Origin of the sequence: Promicromonospora sp. NPDC019610 (assembly GCF_044389365.1) — a bacterium.
Taxonomy (GTDB): Bacteria; Actinomycetota; Actinomycetes; order Actinomycetales; family Cellulomonadaceae; genus Promicromonospora.
Genome location: NZ_JBIRXX010000001.1, coordinates 2,225,803 through 2,242,708 on the forward strand (window position 1 = coordinate 2,225,803; position 16,906 = coordinate 2,242,708).

Below are 16,906 nucleotides of genomic sequence, written 5' to 3' on the forward strand. Positions count from 1 at the left end.
GCACACTGGCAAACGTGGACCTTACCGACCTGTCCGGCTTGCCTCGGCTGCCCGAGCAGTTGTCCGACGCCGTGTCCCGCTTCGCCAGCTACCTCCACGCGCAGCGCGGGCACTCCGCCCACACGCGGCGTGCCTACGTGGCGGACGTGACCGACCTGCTGCGGTACTCGATGCGGCACGGGAGCACGAGCCTCGACGAGATCGACCTGACGCTGCTTCGCGGGTGGCTCGCGTCGCAGTCCGACCGCGGGCTCGCGCGCTCCACGCTCGCCCGCCGCGGCGCCTCGGCCCGGGCGTTCCTGCGCTGGGCGCACCGCGCCGGGCTCGTGCCCGTCGACCCCTCGGCGCGGCTCGCGAGCCCCAAGGTGCCGCGCACGCTGCCCACGGTGCTCGACGTGGACGCCGCCAGCCGGCTGCTCGACGGCGCCCGGGCCGCCGCGGACGAGGCCGACGAGGCGTCCCGTCCCGCGGCCCTGCGCTCCTGGGTCGCCGCGGAGCTGCTGTACGGCGCGGGGATCCGCGTGGGCGAGCTGGTCTCGGTCGACGTCGGGCATGTGGACGCGCGCGACCGGCTCGTTCGGGTGCTCGGCAAGGGCGGCAAGGAGCGGGTCGTCCCGTTCGGGATCCCGGCCGCGCGGTCCGTCGACGCCTGGCTGACCGACGGCCGGCCCGCGTTCATGACCGCCGCCACCGGTGACGCCTTCCTCGTGGGGGAGCGCGGCGGTCGCTGGGGCCAGCGCCAGGTGCGCGAGGCCGTGCACCGGCTCGCGGCCCAGGCCGGCGTCGACGACGTCGCACCCCACGCGCTGCGGCACTCCGCCGCGACGCATCTGCTCCAGGGCGGCTCCGACCTCCGTGCCGTGCAGGAGGTGCTCGGCCACGCCAACCTCGCGACCACCCAGCGCTACACCCACGTGGACGCCGAGCGGCTGCGCAGCGTCTACGCCCAAGCCTTCCCGCGCGCCTGAGCGTCGGGTGGTGCGCGCCTGCCCGTCCGGCGATGCGCCCGAGGGGCAGGTGGAGCGCGCCCGACCGCGGCGCGTTGGGTCGGCGACGCCGCGCACCGCGCCGGCGAGCGGTGCCGCCCGTCGGCGCCCGAACCGGGGGTCAGCGGTCCGGCAGCAGCACGATCGGCGGGCGGTCCAGCAGGGACAGCGGGTCGATGTAGCGCTCGCCCCGCCGCACGCCCCAGTGCACGCAGGACCGGGGCGCGCAGTGGTTCGGCGGCGCGCCCTGGTCGGTGCCGTCTGCGCCCGGCTCGTCCGCGCCCGGACTCCCCTCGACGACGCCGATCGCCGTCCCCGCGGCGACCGCGGTGCCGACCGGGACGGACACGGCGACCGGCTCCAGGCTGCTGCGCAGGCCGCCCGGATGGGTGACCACCACGACCCCGCGCCGCGCCACCTGCCCCGCGAACGTCACCACGCCCGGACCGGGGGAGAACACCCGCGTGCCCGGCGCGGCGGCCAGGTCGATGCCACGGTGTCCCGCGCCCCACTCCTCCGCGGGCGGGTCGAACAGCCGCTCCACGCCGGTCGGCGGGTCCACGCCCGCGACCGGCGGCACGTAGCCGGTACCCGCGGCGCGGGCCGCCGAGGCGCCGTCCGTCGCGCCGCCGTCCGCCGTACCACCTTCCGTCACGCCGTCAGTCCCACCGGGCGCGAGCCGGGCGTCGAGACCCAGCCGGACGGCGACGTCCGGCCCGGAGCGCAGGGCGGCGGCCGGCGGGGCCGGCATGAGAGCGACGAGCGCGAGAACGGCGAGCACGACGGCGAGCAGCGCGGTCAGGACCGCGGCGGCCGTCCGGCGCTGGGCCGCACGGCGGGAAGCGTGAGAAGGGCGTGGAGTCGTCATGGCCCGAGCATCGCCTCGCGATCTCGACGGCGTCGGCGACAAGCGGCCCGCCTGTGCACGAACCCGTCCCGGACCCTCCTGTGGTCGCGCTCGTTTCCCGCTACCACCGTCGCGAGGGTCTCCCGGGCGCCGTCACGAGTTACGGAGAACGCCCGGTGAAGAGTGCCGGGAACCACCCGGACAACCGCCTGGACAACCGCCCCGACAACCGCCCGGACGAGCGCCCGGACGAGCGCCCGGACGAGCGCCCGGACGAGCGCCCGCCGAGGAGCGTGCGACGTCACAGCCAAGGCCCCTCACGCGGGTCCTCGCCGCGGGGGTCGGTCGGGTAGACTTCAACCCGCGACCGGCATGTGCTGCCCGTCCGGCAGGCGTCCAGCTCAGCTGACTGCTTGCCTGGCAGGGAGAACACCTGGTCGACATCGCGCGTCACACCGAGTCGCGTCCGGCAGTGGTCCGGCCCCCAGGGGTCGGCGTCGGGCACGACGTGGCGCCAGGGGCACCGTCACGAGAGGGTGCCGCCAACCGAACCGTGGCCCAGGCCTTGCGTCCTGTGCCGCCTGAAATGCGTGCGGAGCCCGGGTCGATCCCGGACCGCACCGAAAGGACGTGTCATGGCCGTCGTGTCCATGCGCCAGCTCCTCGAGAGCGGTGTCCACTTCGGACACCAGACCCGCCGTTGGAACCCGAAGATGAAGCGCTTCATCTTCACGGAGCGCAACGGTATCTACATCGTCGACCTGCAGCAGTCGCTGCACTTCATCGACAGTGCCTACGACTTCGTCAAGGAGACGGTCGCCCACGGCGGCTCCATCCTCTTCGTGGGCACGAAGAAGCAGGCCCAGGAGCCGGTGGCCGAGCAGGCTGCCCGCGTCGGCATGCCCTATGTGAACCACCGCTGGCTCGGTGGCATGCTCACCAACTTCACCACGGTGCACAAGCGTCTCCAGCGCCTCAAGGAGCTCGAGGAGATCGACTTCGACGACGTGGCCGCCTCGGGCCTCACGAAGAAGGAGCTCCTGGTGCTGCGCCGCGAGAAGGACAAGCTCGCGCGCACCCTCGGCGGTATCCGTGACATGGCCAAAGTCCCCTCGGCCGTCTGGATCGTCGACACCAACAAGGAGCACCTTGCGGTGGACGAGGCCCGCAAGCTGGGCATCCCCGTCGTGGCGATCCTCGACACCAACTGCGACCCCGACATGGTCGACTACGCGATCCCGGGCAACGACGACGCGATCCGCTCCGTCACGCTGCTCACCCGCGTGATCGCGGACGCCGCCGCCGAGGGCCTCATGCAGCGCCACTCGGGTGGCAGCAAGACCGGTGCCGAGACCGAGCCCGCCGCCGAGCCGCTGGCCGAGTGGGAGCGCGAGCTCCTGGCCGGTGACACCACCGAGGGCACGGTCGAGACCCCGGCCGCGACCGCCGAGGGCACCGTCGAGGAGGCGGCCGCCGAGGCTGCTGCCGCCGCCACCCCGGCCACTCCCGCCGAGGTCGTGGAGGCCGCCGAGGCCGCCGAGGCTGCTCCGGCCGCCGCCCCCGAGGCCGACACCGAGAAGTGACGCGCCGCGCTGACCGGGCCGACCTCGTGTCGGCCCGGTCAGCGCACCGTTCCTCGGGTCGAACGACCTCCCACGAACAACACGACTGCACGGAGGACCAGAACAATGGCGAACTACACCGCCGCTGACATCAAGGCGCTGCGTGAGCGGACCGGCGCCGGCATGCTCGACGTCAAGAAGGCCCTGGACGCGGCCGACGGCGACGCCGACAAGGCCATCGAGATCATCCGGACCAAGGGCCTGGCCCGCGCCGCCAAGCGCGAGGGCAACGCCACGTCCGAGGGTCTCGTCGCCGTCAAGGTCGAGGACACCGCGGCCGGCCAGGTCGCCACGATGATCGAGCTGAACGCCGAGACGGACTTCGTCGTCAAGAACGAGAAGTTCATCTCGCTCGCCGAGGCCGTCCTGGAGGCCACCGCGGCCGCCGGTGCCGCCGACGAGGTCGCGGCTGCCGCCGCCCCCGCCGGTGAGGGCACCGTCGCCGAGCTCATCGCCGCACAGGGCGCCACGCTGGGCGAGAAGCTCGTCCTGCGCCGCGTCGCGCGCGTCGAGGGCCCGAAGGTCACGACCTACCTGCACAAGACGGCCAAGGACCTGCCGCCGTCGATCGGTGTCCTCGTGGTCACCGACGAGGCCGGTGCGGCCGTCGCCAAGGACATCGCGCAGCACGTCGCCGCGATGGCCCCGAAGTACCTCACGCGTGAGGACGTCCCGGCGGACGTCGTCGAGAAGGAGCGCGAGATCGCTCTGGAGACCTCGAAGAACGAGGGCAAGCCGGAGGCGGCGCTGCCCAAGATCGTCGAGGGTCGCCTGAACGGCTTCTTCAAGGAGGTCGTCCTGGTGGACCAGCCCCTCGCGAAGGACCCGAAGACCACGGTCGCCAAGCACGTCGCCTCGGTGAACGGTGCCCTGACCGCGTTCGTGCGTTTCCGCGTCGGTTCCTGACGCAGCTCGTTCGGCCCGGTCCGCGCCTCGGCGCGGGCCGGGCCGACGCATACGCGGCCGGCCGCGTCCGAGGGACGACGCCGGCTCGCACGCCACGCTCCACCGGGAGCGCGGCACGGCTTCGATACTTTTGGTGTGGGGTAGAGCGGGCGGGCTCCACTGCGCACCAGGGGTCTCGAGGTCGGCCCGCAGGCCTCCGCGCGGTGCAGAGGTGCGTCGTCCGCGAGTCGGGCGCAGTATTCCGGGAGGGCGGTGTCCCGGCAGTGACGATCGAAGGGTGACTGACCAGTGAGTGACGAGGCGACCCAGAACTTCGCGGTGGACGAGGAGGGCAAGCCCGCGCGGCGTGTGCTCCTGAAGCTGTCGGGCGAGGCGTTCGGCGGCGGGAGCGTGGGGCTGGACGCCGACGTCGTCCGCCGCATGGCGAAGGAGATCGGCGTGGCCGTGCGCGACGGCGTGCAGGTGGCCATCGTCGTCGGCGGCGGGAACTTCTTCCGCGGCGCCGAGCTGAGCGTGGCCGGCATGGACCGCGCCCGCGCGGACTACATGGGCATGCTCGGCACGGTCATGAACTGCCTCGCCCTGCAGGACTTCCTGGAGCAGGCCGGCGTCAAGACGCGCGTGCAGACCGCTATCACGATGGGGCAGGTCGCCGAGCCGTACATCCCGCTGCGCGCCATCCGGCACCTGGAGAAGGGCCGCGTGGTCATCTTCGGTGCGGGCGCAGGCATGCCCTACTTCTCCACCGACACCGTGGCGGTGCAGCGCGCCCTGGAGACGGGCTGCGAGCAGGTCGTCATGGGCAAGAACGGGGTCGACGGCGTGTACGACTCCGACCCGCGCCGCAACCCGGACGCGAAGAAGCTGGACCACCTGACCTACACCGACGCCCTCGTGAACCGGCTCGGCGTCATGGACGACACGGCGCTGGCGATGTGCCGCGACAACGACGTCCAGATGCGGGTCTTCGGCATGGAGGGCGAGGGCAACGTCACCCGCGCGCTCGCCGGCGAGCCGATCGGCACGCTGATCACGACGCGCTGACCCGTGCGGCCCGGCCAGGCCGGGTAACGCGCGAACCTTTCGGTAGCCGGGCAAAGTGTCCGTAGAGTGGCCCCGGCACCACCCGTAGACCAACGACAGGAGCAGTGGTGATCGACGAGACCCTCCTCGAAGCCGAGGAAAAGATGGAGAAGGCGATCGAGGTCGCCAAGGAGGACTTCGCGGGCATCCGCACCGGACGCGCGAACGCCGGCATGTTCAGCAAGATCACCGTCGACTACTACGGCGCGCCCACCCCGCTGCAGCAGCTCGCGTCCTTCAACATCCCGGACGCGCGGACCGTGCTGGTCGCGCCCTTCGACAAGAGCTCGGTGCCCGCCGTCGAGAAGGCGCTCCGCGACTCCGACCTGGGCGTGAACCCGGCGACGGACGGCAACGCCATCCGCATCGTGCTGCCCTCCCTCACGGAGGAGCGCCGGCGCGACTACGTGAAGCTGGCCAAGCAGAAGGCCGAGGACTCGCGCGTCTCGGTGCGCAACATCCGCCGCAAGGCCAAGGAGACGCTGGACCGCATCGTCAAGGACGGCGAGGCCGGCGAGGACGAGGTCGTGCGCGCGGAGAAGGAGCTGGACAAGATCACCAAGAGCCACGTCGAGATGATCGACCAGCTGCTTGCCGGCAAGGAGAGCGAGCTGCTCGAGGTCTGATGCCCGCACCGCCTCGAGACACGACAGAGCGAGACAACGCGCACCCCGCCGTGAGCCCGGAACCCGTACCCGCCGCGAAGAAGTCGCGCGCGGGCCGTAACCTGCCCGCCGCCATCCTCGTGGGCGTCGGCCTGCTCGGCATCGTCGGCGCGTCGCTGTACTGGCGACCCGAGCCGTTCGTGGCGTTCGTGGTCGTCCTGCTGTGGGCGGGGCTCTGGGAGCTGCGGCAGGCGTTCGCGCGCCGTGACCTGCGGCTGCCGATGGTCCCGCTGTTCGTCGGGACCGCCGGCATGATCGTCTCCGCCTACCGGGGCGGGCCGGAGGCGCTGTTCGTGGCCTTCGTGCTGACCGTGGCCGCGACCGTGGTGTGGCGGGCGCTCGACGGCTCCGGCCTCAGCGCGGTGCGGGACTCGGCGGCCGCGGTGTTCGCCGCGTCCTACCTCCCGTTCCTGGCCGGCTTCGTGGTCCTGATGCTGGCGCAGCCCGACGGCGAGATCCGGGTCGCGCTGTTCATCCTCCTGGCGGTCGCCAACGACACCGGCGGCTACATCGCCGGCGTCATGCTCGGCCGCCACCCGCTGGCGCCGACGGTGAGCCCCAAGAAGTCGTGGGAGGGCCTGGCCGGCTCGATCGTGCTGGCCACGGCGGTGGGCGTGGTCGGGGCGGTGTACGGCCTCGGCGAGAGCCCGATCCTCGGGATCGCGCTCGGCGTCATGACGGCCGTCACTGCCACGGTCGGCGATCTCGCCGAGTCGCTCCTCAAGCGTGACCTAGAATTGAAGGACATGGGCTCATTGCTCCCGGGGCACGGGGGCGTGCTGGACCGCCTCGACTCGCTGGTCATCACAGCGCCCTTCGTCTATCTCGTGCTCTCGGTGGTTGCCTGATGAAAACTCCCCTTGCCCAGCCTGTCGTGCGTCCGTCGGACGAGACCCCGGCGATCCCGCTGCAGATGGCGCCGAAGCGCCGCGGCAAGCCGCCGAGGCACTTCGCCGACCTCACGCCCGAGGAGCGCGTGGCGTCGGTGCTGGAGGCGGGGGAGCCCGCCTTCCGGGCCAAGCAGCTCGCCACGCACTACTTCACGCACTACACGAGCGACGCCGCGCAGATGACGGACCTCCCGGCGAAGTCCCGGGAGGCCCTCGCGGCCACGATGTTCCCCCAGCTCATCCGCCCCACGCGCAAGCTGGAGGCCGACGGCGGCACCACGGTCAAGACGCTGTGGCACCTGTTCGACGACGCCAAGGTCGAGTCGGTCCTCATGCGCTACCCGAACCGGACCACGCTGTGCGTCTCCAGCCAGGCCGGCTGCGGCATGGCCTGCCCGTTCTGCGCGACCGGCCAGCTCGGCCTGACGCGCAACCTGTCCACGGCGGAGATCCTGGAGCAGGTGCGCGCGGCGTTCCGCTCGCTGGCGGACGGCGAGATCCCGGGCGGTGTGACCCGCCTGAACAACCTCGTGTTCATGGGCATGGGCGAGCCGCTGGCCAACTACAAGGCGGTCATCGAGACGGTGCGCACGCTGGTGGCGCCGCAGCCCGAGGGGCTCGGCATGTCGGCCCGCAACATCACGGTCTCCACGGTGGGCCTGGTCCCGGCCATGCAGAAGCTGACCAAGGAGGGCATCCCGGTGACCCTCGCGCTGTCGCTGCACGCGCCCGACGACGACCTGCGCTCCGAGCTGGTGCCGATCAACACGCGCTGGAACGTCGACGAGACGCTGGACGCCGCACGGAACTACTTCGAGGTGACCGGGCGCCGCGTCTCCATCGAGTACGCCCTCATCAAGGACATGAACGACCACGCCTGGCGGGCCGACCTGCTGGGCGAGAAGCTCAACTCACGGGGCAAGGGCTGGGTGCACGTGAACCCCATCCCCCTCAACCCGACGCCGGGCTCCATCTGGACCGCGAGCGACCGGGATGTCGAGGACGAGTTTGTGGCACGATTGCGCGGGCACGGGATCCCGACCACGATCCGTGACACCCGCGGCAGCGACATCGACGGTGCCTGCGGGCAGCTGGCGGCTGAGGAGGACGACGAGTGAGTGGGATGTTCAACAGCGTTCCCAAGATGCGCACCGGGTACGACAAGGACGAGGTCGACGAGTTCTTCGAGCATGCCCGGCAGGCGTACGAGGGGCGCACGGCCGAACGGCTGACGAGTGCCGACATCCAGGCGTCGACGTTCGACCTGACCCGTGGCGGGTACAACACCCACGAGGTCGACGCGGCGCTCGACCGTCTCGAGGCGGCGTTCATCGCGCGGCAGCGTGCGGAGTACGCCTCGGCGCACGGTCAGCAGGCCTGGATGAACGCGCTCGCCGAGCGCGCGCGTTCGTTGTACGGGCGGCTGGGCCGGCCGGACGGCGAGAAGTTCGCGCCCGCCGACCGCGGTTCGCAGGGTTACGACAAGGACGACGTCGACGACCTGTGCGACCGGCTGATCGGGTACTTCGACCGGCAGGAGCCCCTGACGGCCGGCGACATCCGCTCGGCGACGTTCGGCCGGGCCCGTGGGCCCGAGGCCTACGACGAGGCCTCGGTCGACGCGTTCCTGAGCCGTGCCGTGGAGGTGCTGCTCGGGGTCGAGTGACCCTTCGCCCCGAGCTGCGGCACCGAGCCCGCGGCCCCCGTCCTCCGACCTGTTCGCAGGTCAGACGGCGGCGGCCGCGGGCTCCTGTGCTTCCCGGAGCAGCACCTCGTGCTGGGTCGCCGTGAGGAACCTGCGGATCGAGTCCCGGCTGCGCGTGAGGCAGTCGATGCGCGCCTGGACCCCGACCAGCTCCGTGGCGAGCTGCTGCGCCACCTCCCGTGGGCAGGTCGGGTCCTCGCGCTCCGCGGCGTCCTCCGCGTCGAGCAGGATCTTGACCAGCCGCGTGGGAATGCCCGCCTGGACCAGCCCGGCGACGCGGGAGACCCGCTCCACGTGCGCCTCCGTGTAGGTGCGGTAGCCGTTGGCCGCCCGGTCCGCCTCGAGCAGGTCCTGCTGCTCGTAGTACCTGATCAGCCGGGTCGTGACCCCGGTCCGCGTGGCGAGCTCACCGATCTTCATGACGCACCTCCGGGCAGGGCTTGACATTGACACCAGTGTCAAACTTTAGCGTGGCTGGCATGGACACGACAGATACCACCCCAGCCCCCCGGACCAGCACGGATGCCGCTCCGGCGACACCCGCCAGCCCTCGTGCACCGCGCGCCGACGTCCTGCCCTGGCCGTCGCTGCTCGTGCTCGGCGCGGGCACGCTGTTCATGGTCACGGCCGAGATGCTGCCCACGGCCGTGCTCCAGCAGATGAGCTCCGGACTGGGCGTCGCGGAGTCCAGCACCGGCCTGCTGGTCTCGGTGTGGGCGGCCGTCGTCGTGGTGCTGAGCTTTCCGCTGGTGCGGCTGACACGCCGGTGGGACCGTCGCGCGGTGATCGCCGGGGGACTGGCGGTGCTCGGGCTGTCGTCCGCGCTCACGGCGCTCGCCCCGACGTTCCAGGTGGCGGTCGGCGCACGGGTGCTGGGTGCGGCCGCGGTCGGCCTGCTGTGGGCGACGACCAACGCGCACGTGGCCGACCTGGTCCCCGACCGCCTGCTCGGCCGGGCCATCGCCGTCGTGCTCGGCGGGGCGACCCTCGGGATGGTGGTGGGCACGCCGCTGGCCCGGCTCGTGGCCGACGCCGCCGGCTGGCGCACCGCCTTCTGGGCCCTCGCGGCCCTGAGCCTGCTGGCCGCGGTCGCGGTCCGGCTGGTCGTGGCCCGGGCGGCCGTCGCGGACGCCCCGGCCGGGGACGGTGCCGGGGCCGCCGGTGGCGCGGACGTCGTCGGTGGGCCGCGCCGCGGGGCGGCGCGGCTGCTGACGGTGACCGGCCTGGTCGCGCTGGTCCTGGTGGGCCACTACGGCGCGTACACGTACATCACCCGGCTGGCCGAGGCGCCCGCGCAGGCGCTGCCGGGCGGGATGAGCACCCTGCTCCTGGTGTTCGGGCTCGCCTCGGCGGTCGGCGTCGCGCTGGCCGGTCGGCTCGGCGACCGCAGCGGGCCTGCGCTCGTGGTCAGCGTGGCCGCGACCGCGCTCGCCGTGCTCGGGCTCGGGGCCGTGGACGCCGGCCCTGTGATCGGGGTCGCCGTCGTCGTCGCGTGGGGTGTCGTGTCGGGCGCGATGCCGCCGTTCGCGCAGACGCTGATCCTGCGGCTGGCCGGGCCCGAGCGCCGCTCGTTCGCGGGCGCGCTGATCCCGGTGCTGTTCAACGGCGGGATCGCCGTCGGAGCGGCGCTCGCCTCGTTCGTGGTGGCGGGGTCCGGGGTGACGGCGGTGCCGGTGCTGGCCGCGGTGGTGGTCGGCGCCGCGGCGGTGGGCCTGGCGGTGTCGGTCCGCCGGGCCTGACGACCCCCGCCACGGGTCAGCAGGCGGGGGCCACCGGCCCGCTCGAACCCGTGTTGACGTACGCGTCCGAGATCCAGTTGCCCGGGCCGATCCGGTTCCACACGTTGCTCGTGCCGTAGTAGCCGTCCACGGTGGTGCCGGTGGCGGTGCACTCGATCACGACGTTCGCGTGGTTCCCGGCCTGCCCGACGGCGGACCGGCCGGTACCGGGCCCGGAACGCACCGTGAGCGGCCCCCCGCTGGTGCGCACGATGCCCTTGGGTCCGGAGCCGGTCCACAGGTAGGTGACGGTGGTCCAGGCGTTGTCGGTCAGCCCCAGGGCGTCCCAGAACGTGCCGTCCGCGAGGTCGATCCCGGCCGGGTTGGCCACCCGGCGGCCGAATCCGTCGAGCCCGCCGTTGTAACCGTCCTGGTAGGCGGCCTGGGCCTGCGGCTTGCCCTGCGGCAGGTCGGCCCAGGACTGGCGCGTCCCGGACGCGTTCCAGTGGTCGTCGGTGGTGTTCCATGGGCCGACGTCCCACACCGGGGCGTACGCGCAGCGACCCGTGCTCGCGGCGCAGACCCGCACCGAGTAGCTGCCCGAGTTGTTCGACGACAGCCCGCGCCGGGACGGCAGGGCGACGAAGTGGTCGCGCGACGTGATGACGTGCCCGTTGGCGGTCGTGCCGCCCACGAGGCCCTCGCGGGTCGCGTACACGGTGTACGCGCGCTCGCCGGACGTCGGCCGCGCCTCGACCTCCTGGAGGGACCGGGACCGTCCGGTCTCGGGGGTGAGCGTCACCTCCCGCACGACGGGGCTGACGTCGCCGGCCTCGCTGTCGCCGCCGTCGCCGGCGTCTCCCACGAGCGTGACACGGGCCTGCACGGTGCGCGCCGCCACCGGCAGCGGCGTGCCGGCCGGGACCCACTCCGTCCAGGAGTCGGGACCCTCGTCGGCGTACCGGCCGCGGATGTCGACCAGCACGGAGGTGCCCGCCGGCGTCGCCGCGTCGACGTCGGCGGCGACGCCGCTCGCGGGGGAGTCGAGCTCCACCGGGTCGGCGACGAGCTGGCCGGACACCTCGCGGCGCTCGGGCGAGGCGGCGCCGGCAGCGGTCCCGGTGCTCCTCGCACCGTCGGCGTCCGACGGGTCATCGGCGCCACTCGCGGCATCCGGCGCGCCGCCCGACGCCGTGGCCGGGTCCTTCGGGTCGAGCCGCAGCCCGTCCTCCGAGGCAAGCACGCCGGCGTCGTCCGCCCCGACGTCGGCGAGGTCGACGGACCACGCCCGCGCGGCGCCGTCCGCCCCGGTCCCGGTGCCCGGGGTGCCGGCCGCGCCGACCGCGCTGGCCGCGCCGGCCGCGCCGGCCGTGCCCGAGACGATCAGGAGGGCGCAGGTGGTGGCCGCCAGGAGCGCGGCGCGGCGTCGGGGACTGCGAACCTGGATCAGCATGTGCTGAATGTAGGCGACCACCTATTTCACCCGCGAGGGGAAACGGGTGAAATCTTGGCCGATCGACGACGTGTCGGATGACCTTGCGGTCGCGTGGTCCGCCGGGCGCCCGGGATACCGCCGGCGTGGGGCATGATCGGAGGAGCACCCAGCGGTGGCACTGGAACAGCGGTGTCCCCCGAGCAGCAAGGAGAACCACGTGTCCGAGTTCCTGGCCGACAAGCCCGGCAAGTACGACCTCGACGGCGACGGCGTCCCGGACGTCGAGGTCGCCGACACCGACGGCGACGGCGTGGTGGACGCCCAGTTCGAGGACTACGACGGTGACGGCGTGCCCGACATCGAGCTGTACGACACGGACGGCGACGGCGTGCCCGACGTCGTCCTGGAGACCACCGCCGGCACGTCGACGATCTCCGTGGACACCGACGGCGACGGCGAGGACGAGCCCGTCGACTCGTTCCCGGCCTGACTCCCGCTGCCGACCGCTGCCGCCGCGGACTGCGTCCGAAAGTGCGCTTCTACCCCGTCATGGGGCCCGAAATCACGTCGTTTCCGGGCGCAATGGCGGGGTAGAAGCGCACCTTCGGACGCGGCCCGCGACGAGCCACCCGCGACGAGCCACCCGCGACGAGCCACCTGTGACGAGCGGCCCGCGCCGGGCCCCGGGTCAGCGCGGCGCGGTCGGCCGGCCGTAGACCAGCCGGCGCAGCAGCACCTCGGCCGGTCCGCGGCGGCCCGTGCGCTCCTGCCAGACGGCGAACGCGACCGTGAGCCCCCAGACCACGACCGCGTACAGCAGCATGCTCCACGAGCTGAGGTACTGGCCGAGCCCGAGGCCCCACGCGGCGAGGACCGGCGCGCACAGCACGGACTGCAGCAGGTAGGACGTCAGCGACCGCTTGCCGACGGCCTGGATCGCGCCCGTGAAGGGCCCGTCCGTGAGGAACAGGTTGCCCGACGGCGGCCCGCTGCGCCGCTGGGCGACGCGATGGCCGATCAGACCGAACAGCGCCACGTAGCCCAGGCCGCCGAAGAACCCCGTCAGGATCTGAACGGGAAGGAAAACCCAGGCTGCGTGGTCCGGCACGTCGATGGCACCGACGTGGTCGAGCGCCGCGGGGAGCGGGCCGAGCCACCCGAGGGTGAGGCCCACGACGGCCACGCGGCGCAGCAGCGGCAGGTGTTCGCCCGGGTTCTCCAGGATGCGGCGCCGTCCGGCCCAGAACGCGAGCAGCAGCATCACCGGCACCACGAGCGTGAGCACGCCCTGGCCGACCGTACCGAGGGTCCAGTACGCCAGGCGCCACCCGATCGAGGCGAGGTACGACGTCGTCGACACCGACTCCCCGTCCGAGGGCATGAAGGCGGCCGCCATCTCTCGTGCTGTGGGGTCGTCCGCCGGGAGCCGCGCGATGAACCATCCGCCGACGGTCGCGAGCACCACGAACAGCGCCGCCGGGGCGCCGAGCACCCACGTCCACACGATCAAGGTGCGGTCCTTCACCTGGAAGAAGAGCCACACCATCAGCAGGCCTGCGAGGCCGTAGGCGCCCAGCACGTCACCCATCCAGAGCAGCGCGCCGTGCACGAACCCGAACGCGAGGAGCAGCCCGTTGCGCCTCTGCAGGAGGCTGCGGGCGATGGCATCCGGGGTCCCGGACGCGACCTGGCGGTTGTAGAGCTGCATCATGCCGTACCCGAACAGGAACGCGAACATGGGGTAGGTCCGCATGTCCACGAACGTGATGCTCAGGAAGTCGGCCACCTTGTCGACCGCCGAGCCGTCCCGAGGGTGTGACGTCCCGGGATTCATCTCCGAGCCCCACAGGTAGTACGTCGTGTTGGCGATCGCGATCAGCAGCAGCATGAAGCCGCGTGCCAGGTCCGGCGCGGGCGAGCGCTCGGCGGCCTGGACCGGTCCCCTGATCAGGGTGATGGTTGACATGCATACATCACACCAGGTCAGCGCGGGAGCGGCGAGGAAAGGGGTGAAAGATGTCAGGCCGCGGGCTCCTCCAGCCGGGCGCGCTCCTCGTCCACGATCCGTCGCGACAGCTCCTTCTCGGTGACGTCGGAGGCCGACGGCGTCCCGGCGACGCTCGCCCGCCCGGCGTACTCCGCGAAGAGCTCGGCCTTGGTGCCGAGGATCTCCAGGAGCCGCTCGTCCACGCTGTCCTCGATGAGCAGGCGGTGCACCTGCACGGTGCGGACCTGACCCATCCGGTGCGCGCGGGCGATGGCCTGCGCCTCCACGGTCGGCTTGACCTGCGGCTCGCACAGGATCACCACGGAGGCGGCCTGGATGTTGAGCCCCACGCCGCCGGCCTCGATCTGGCTCACGAGCACCCTGGGCTCCTTCGCCTGCGTGAACTCGTCGACCAGCTCCTGGCGGCGGGCCGCCGGCACCGATCCGGTGATGGGCCCGACGGCGAGCGGGCCGAGCTCGGCGAGCACGCGCTCGATCACGTCGCGGAAGTACGAGAAGACCACCACCTTGCGGTTGTTCTCCACCGCCTCGTCGACGATCTCGCGCAGCCGGACCAGCTTCGCCGTCGGCTCGGGGGCCTCGACGAACGCGGCCCGGCGCATGTCCGCGAACGACCGCTTGAGCACCGCGTGGCGGTAGGCGGCGCCGTCGTGCTTGCCGAACCGCTCCCACTCGTCGACCTGGACCAGCTCGGGCAGCTCGGTGAGCACGTCCTCCTGGTTGCGCCGCAGGTACACCGTCGCGACCGACCGGCGGAACGCCGCGGCGCCCGCAAGGCCCGCGGCCGGGTCGATGCCCTCGGCGACGTCGGGCTTGAGGTAGCCGACCAGGCTGCGGAACTCGTCCACGGTGTTCTCCATGGGCGTGCCCGACATGAACAGCACGCGCTCGGCCGCGCGGGCCCAGTCCGCCGTCCGCTCGGAGCGCTGCGCCTCCGGGTTCTTCACGTAGTGCGCCTCGTCCACCACCAGCAGGGCGGGGCGCGGCAGGTCGCCGGCCCGCAGGTGCCCGAGCTGGGGGAACGTGGCGATGCCGACACCGCCGTCGGCCGCCCACTCCGTGATGCCCGCCTCGCGGTCGTCGCCGTGCAGCACGCGGACCGTGAGCTCGGAGTGCGCCGCGACCTCGCGCGCCCAGTTGGCCGCGACGCTCGCGGGGCAGACCACGAGGAAGTGCGTGCCCCCCTTGGCGGCGAGGTGGGCCATCACCGCGATGGCCTGGACCGTCTTGCCGAGGCCCATCTCGTCGCCGAGGATCGTGCGCCGCTGGGCGAGCGCGTACCGGGCGCCGAACGCCTGGTAGCTGCGCAGCGAGACCTTCAGCAGCGAGGTGTCCAGGTCCTGCGCCGCGACCTCGCCCACCACCTCCTCGGGCAGGAAGCCCTCGGCGGCCGCGACGTCGATGCCGAGGTCGACCAGGTCGCCCAGCGCGGTGATGTACGCGGCGGCCCGCGCCTCGTAGTCGCTCCAGACGTCGGCGTCGGACGTCGCGGTCAGCACCTCGTCCAGGCGGCGCAGGTCGTCGGTGATCCCCACGGCGTCGAGGTCGTCGGACAGCGTCTTCAGTTCGGTCAGTGCGGTGTCGGCGCGGTCGGTGCGCGCACGGCCCGCGAAGAACCGCCGCACGAACGTGGCGCGCAGCGCACCGGCCTCGGCCAGGCGGGCGAGCTCCCGCACGTCGACGTCGAGCCGGTCGTTCCAGGTCTGGAAGAAGCGCTGGACGTGCAGGTGGTCGTGCAGCGCGCGCACCAGGCGGGTGGCGAGCGGGTCGGCGGGGGCGTGGTCCAGCCGGAAGGCGAGTCCGGCGTCCACGGCGTCGAAGACCTGCTGGGCCGCCGCGCGCAGCGCCTCCGCGGTGCGCGCGCCGACACCCGCGATCGCCGTGAGCTCCTCCGGGGCGGCCGCCCGCACCTGGCCGACGGTCCGGTACCCCGCCTGTTCCACCGGGCCGAGGCGCAGGCGCCCCGTGCCCACCTCGCGGATCCGGTCGAGGGGCACCTCGGACAGCTCGTCCAGCACGCGCGCGTCGCGCGCCGCGCGGTAGGCGGCGCGGACGCGGGCGGGGGCGCCACGGCGCTGGCTGAGGGTACGGGAGCCCAGGTCGTGCCGGGTTCCGGCGTGCTCGAGCAGGTCGCGGGCCTCGCCGCGGGACCAGGTCTTCATGGCCGACGACGGTACTGGGTGCAGGCCGTCCCGAGGGCCTCGACGCGCGTCCTGGACCGACGTTTCTTACATACCGGACCGAATGCTCATTCTGGTAGTTTCGTCGCACCAAAAACAGGAGGAACGAGTGAGCACGGACGCACTGCCGGAGCAGGCAGAGGTGGCGCAGGCCGCCGCGACAGGGGAGCCGGCACCGGGGACGTCGCCGCAGGCGGCGTCGGCCGTCGCGGAGCCCGACGCCGGCCCGCAGCCGGTCGCAGGGGCGGCTCCGGTCGCCGAGCCGGAGCAGGCGGCCGCACCGGCGCCGGCCGCCGCACCGGCGCCGGCCGCCACGTCGGCTCCGGCCGCGGCGCCGGTGCAGGACGAGGGTCCGGAGCGCGAGGACAACATCGAGACGCGCACCGCCGCCCGGCTGCACCAGCTGGTGGCCTCGGGCGCGGAGAAGCTGCCCGGCGAGGCCGGCAGCACCGTGTCGCGGCTGGCCGTGGCGCTGCTGTCGTTCGGCAGCCAGGCCGCGGCGAAGGACCCGGAGAAGTCGACCTCGGCGCTCGTCGGCGAGGCCGTGGGCCTCTTCAAGAGCCTGGACGACGACGACCCGGGCAAGCAGCGGGTGGCCCTGGAGCATGCGCTGGAGACGGTGACGACGTCGGCGCTCGGCAGCAAGGAGCGCTCGCAGGTGCTGGAGGTCGCCGAGGAGGCGATGGGCCTGTGGGCCAAGCTGCGCGGGACGTCGTCCGACCTCGCCAAGTCCGACGCCGCCACCTCGATGCGCTCGCTCACGAGCGCGCTGCGCAAGGAGGGCCGCGACGACGAGGCGGACGAGGCCGAGTCGGAGGCCAAGCGCCTGGAGTCCTGACCGGCCCCCCACCTCGTTGAGTG

At 73.0% G+C, this 16,906-nt stretch carries 16 protein-coding genes; 11 read left to right on the top strand and 5 right to left on the bottom strand.

The genetic code is table 11. The features are described 5' to 3' along the window. Positions 1 to 14 precede the first annotated feature (14 nt). Positions 15 to 968, top strand: a complete 954-nt coding sequence (locus ACH45N_RS09935) for a tyrosine recombinase XerC (protein WP_397393253.1) — start codon at positions 15 to 17, stop codon at positions 966 to 968. A gap of 139 nt (positions 969 to 1,107) precedes the next feature. Here ACH45N_RS09935 and ACH45N_RS09940 read toward each other — a convergent pair whose 3' ends face one another. After that, the gene (locus tag ACH45N_RS09940; RefSeq protein WP_397393254.1) at positions 1,108 to 1,854 is read right to left on the bottom strand and encodes a murein hydrolase activator EnvC family protein; all 747 of its coding nucleotides are present in this window, start codon (positions 1,852 to 1,854) and stop codon (positions 1,108 to 1,110) included. A 614-nt stretch (positions 1,855 to 2,468) separates the two neighbouring features. On the opposite strand from ACH45N_RS09940, the gene rpsB reads away from it, so the two are divergent. The 7 genes from rpsB to ACH45N_RS09975 all read left to right on the top strand — a co-directional run bounded on the left by rpsB (position 2,469) and on the right by ACH45N_RS09975 (position 8,665). Further along, entirely contained in the window at positions 2,469 to 3,416 is a 948-nt protein-coding gene (rpsB, locus tag ACH45N_RS09945) for a 30S ribosomal protein S2 (RefSeq protein ID WP_397393255.1), read from the top strand. 105 nt (positions 3,417 to 3,521) lie between these two features. Then, positions 3,522 to 4,361 (top strand): translation elongation factor Ts, encoded by an 840-nt coding sequence (tsf, locus tag ACH45N_RS09950; protein ID WP_397393256.1) that lies wholly within the window; start codon positions 3,522 to 3,524, stop codon positions 4,359 to 4,361. 288 nt (positions 4,362 to 4,649) lie between these two features. Further along, positions 4,650 to 5,405 carry a UMP kinase gene (pyrH, locus tag ACH45N_RS09955; RefSeq protein WP_397393257.1) on the top strand — a complete coding sequence of 252 codons (756 nt, stop codon included), beginning with the start codon at positions 4,650 to 4,652 and terminating at the stop codon, positions 5,403 to 5,405. A gap of 107 nt (positions 5,406 to 5,512) precedes the next feature. After that, a complete protein-coding gene (gene frr / locus ACH45N_RS09960; RefSeq protein ID WP_397393258.1) occupies positions 5,513 to 6,070 on the top strand; it encodes a ribosome recycling factor in 558 nt (185 codons plus the stop codon). 50 nt (positions 6,071 to 6,120) lie between these two features. Beyond that, a complete protein-coding gene (locus ACH45N_RS09965) occupies positions 6,121 to 6,957 on the top strand; it encodes a phosphatidate cytidylyltransferase (RefSeq protein WP_397393259.1) in 837 nt (278 codons plus the stop codon). Positions 6,958 to 7,022: 65 nt separating this feature from the next. After that, on the top strand, positions 7,023 to 8,117 hold the full coding sequence (gene rlmN, locus ACH45N_RS09970) for a 23S rRNA (adenine(2503)-C(2))-methyltransferase RlmN (protein ID WP_397393845.1): 1,095 nt from the start codon (positions 7,023 to 7,025) through the stop codon (positions 8,115 to 8,117). A 5-nt stretch (positions 8,118 to 8,122) separates the two neighbouring features. After that, positions 8,123 to 8,665 (top strand): DivIVA domain-containing protein, encoded by a 543-nt coding sequence (locus ACH45N_RS09975; RefSeq protein ID WP_285105094.1) that lies wholly within the window; start codon positions 8,123 to 8,125, stop codon positions 8,663 to 8,665. Between the two features lie 60 nt (positions 8,666 to 8,725). On the opposite strand, the gene ACH45N_RS09980 is transcribed toward ACH45N_RS09975, so the two are convergent. Beyond that, a complete protein-coding gene (locus ACH45N_RS09980) occupies positions 8,726 to 9,124 on the bottom strand; it encodes a MerR family transcriptional regulator (protein ID WP_397393260.1) in 399 nt (132 codons plus the stop codon). A gap of 59 nt (positions 9,125 to 9,183) precedes the next feature. Here ACH45N_RS09980 and ACH45N_RS09985 point away from each other — a divergent pair, with 59 nt between their 5' ends. After that, complete coding sequence (locus ACH45N_RS09985; protein ID WP_397393261.1) at positions 9,184 to 10,443, top strand: MFS transporter; 1,260 nt, start codon at positions 9,184 to 9,186, stop codon at positions 10,441 to 10,443. A 16-nt stretch (positions 10,444 to 10,459) separates the two neighbouring features. On the opposite strand, the gene ACH45N_RS09990 is transcribed toward ACH45N_RS09985, so the two are convergent. Then, positions 10,460 to 11,875, bottom strand: coding sequence for a hypothetical protein (locus ACH45N_RS09990; RefSeq protein ID WP_397393262.1), 1,416 nt, complete (start codon positions 11,873 to 11,875; stop codon positions 10,460 to 10,462). 199 nt (positions 11,876 to 12,074) lie between these two features. Here ACH45N_RS09990 and ACH45N_RS09995 point away from each other — a divergent pair, with 199 nt between their 5' ends. Next, on the top strand, positions 12,075 to 12,347 hold the full coding sequence (locus tag ACH45N_RS09995; protein ID WP_397393263.1) for a hypothetical protein: 273 nt from the start codon (positions 12,075 to 12,077) through the stop codon (positions 12,345 to 12,347). A gap of 198 nt (positions 12,348 to 12,545) precedes the next feature. Here the strand turns inward: ACH45N_RS09995 and ACH45N_RS10000 are convergent, their stop codons facing one another. Then, positions 12,546 to 13,823: a DUF418 domain-containing protein gene (locus tag ACH45N_RS10000; RefSeq protein WP_397393264.1), complete on the bottom strand. Its 1,278-nt coding sequence runs from the start codon at positions 13,821 to 13,823 to the stop codon at positions 12,546 to 12,548. Between the two features lie 53 nt (positions 13,824 to 13,876). After that, the gene (locus tag ACH45N_RS10005) at positions 13,877 to 16,027 is read right to left on the bottom strand and encodes a DEAD/DEAH box helicase (protein WP_397393265.1); all 2,151 of its coding nucleotides are present in this window, start codon (positions 16,025 to 16,027) and stop codon (positions 13,877 to 13,879) included. A 127-nt stretch (positions 16,028 to 16,154) separates the two neighbouring features. Here ACH45N_RS10005 and ACH45N_RS10010 point away from each other — a divergent pair, with 127 nt between their 5' ends. Continuing rightward, on the top strand, positions 16,155 to 16,883 hold the full coding sequence (locus ACH45N_RS10010; RefSeq protein ID WP_397393266.1) for a hypothetical protein: 729 nt from the start codon (positions 16,155 to 16,157) through the stop codon (positions 16,881 to 16,883). Positions 16,884 to 16,906 lie beyond the last annotated feature (23 nt).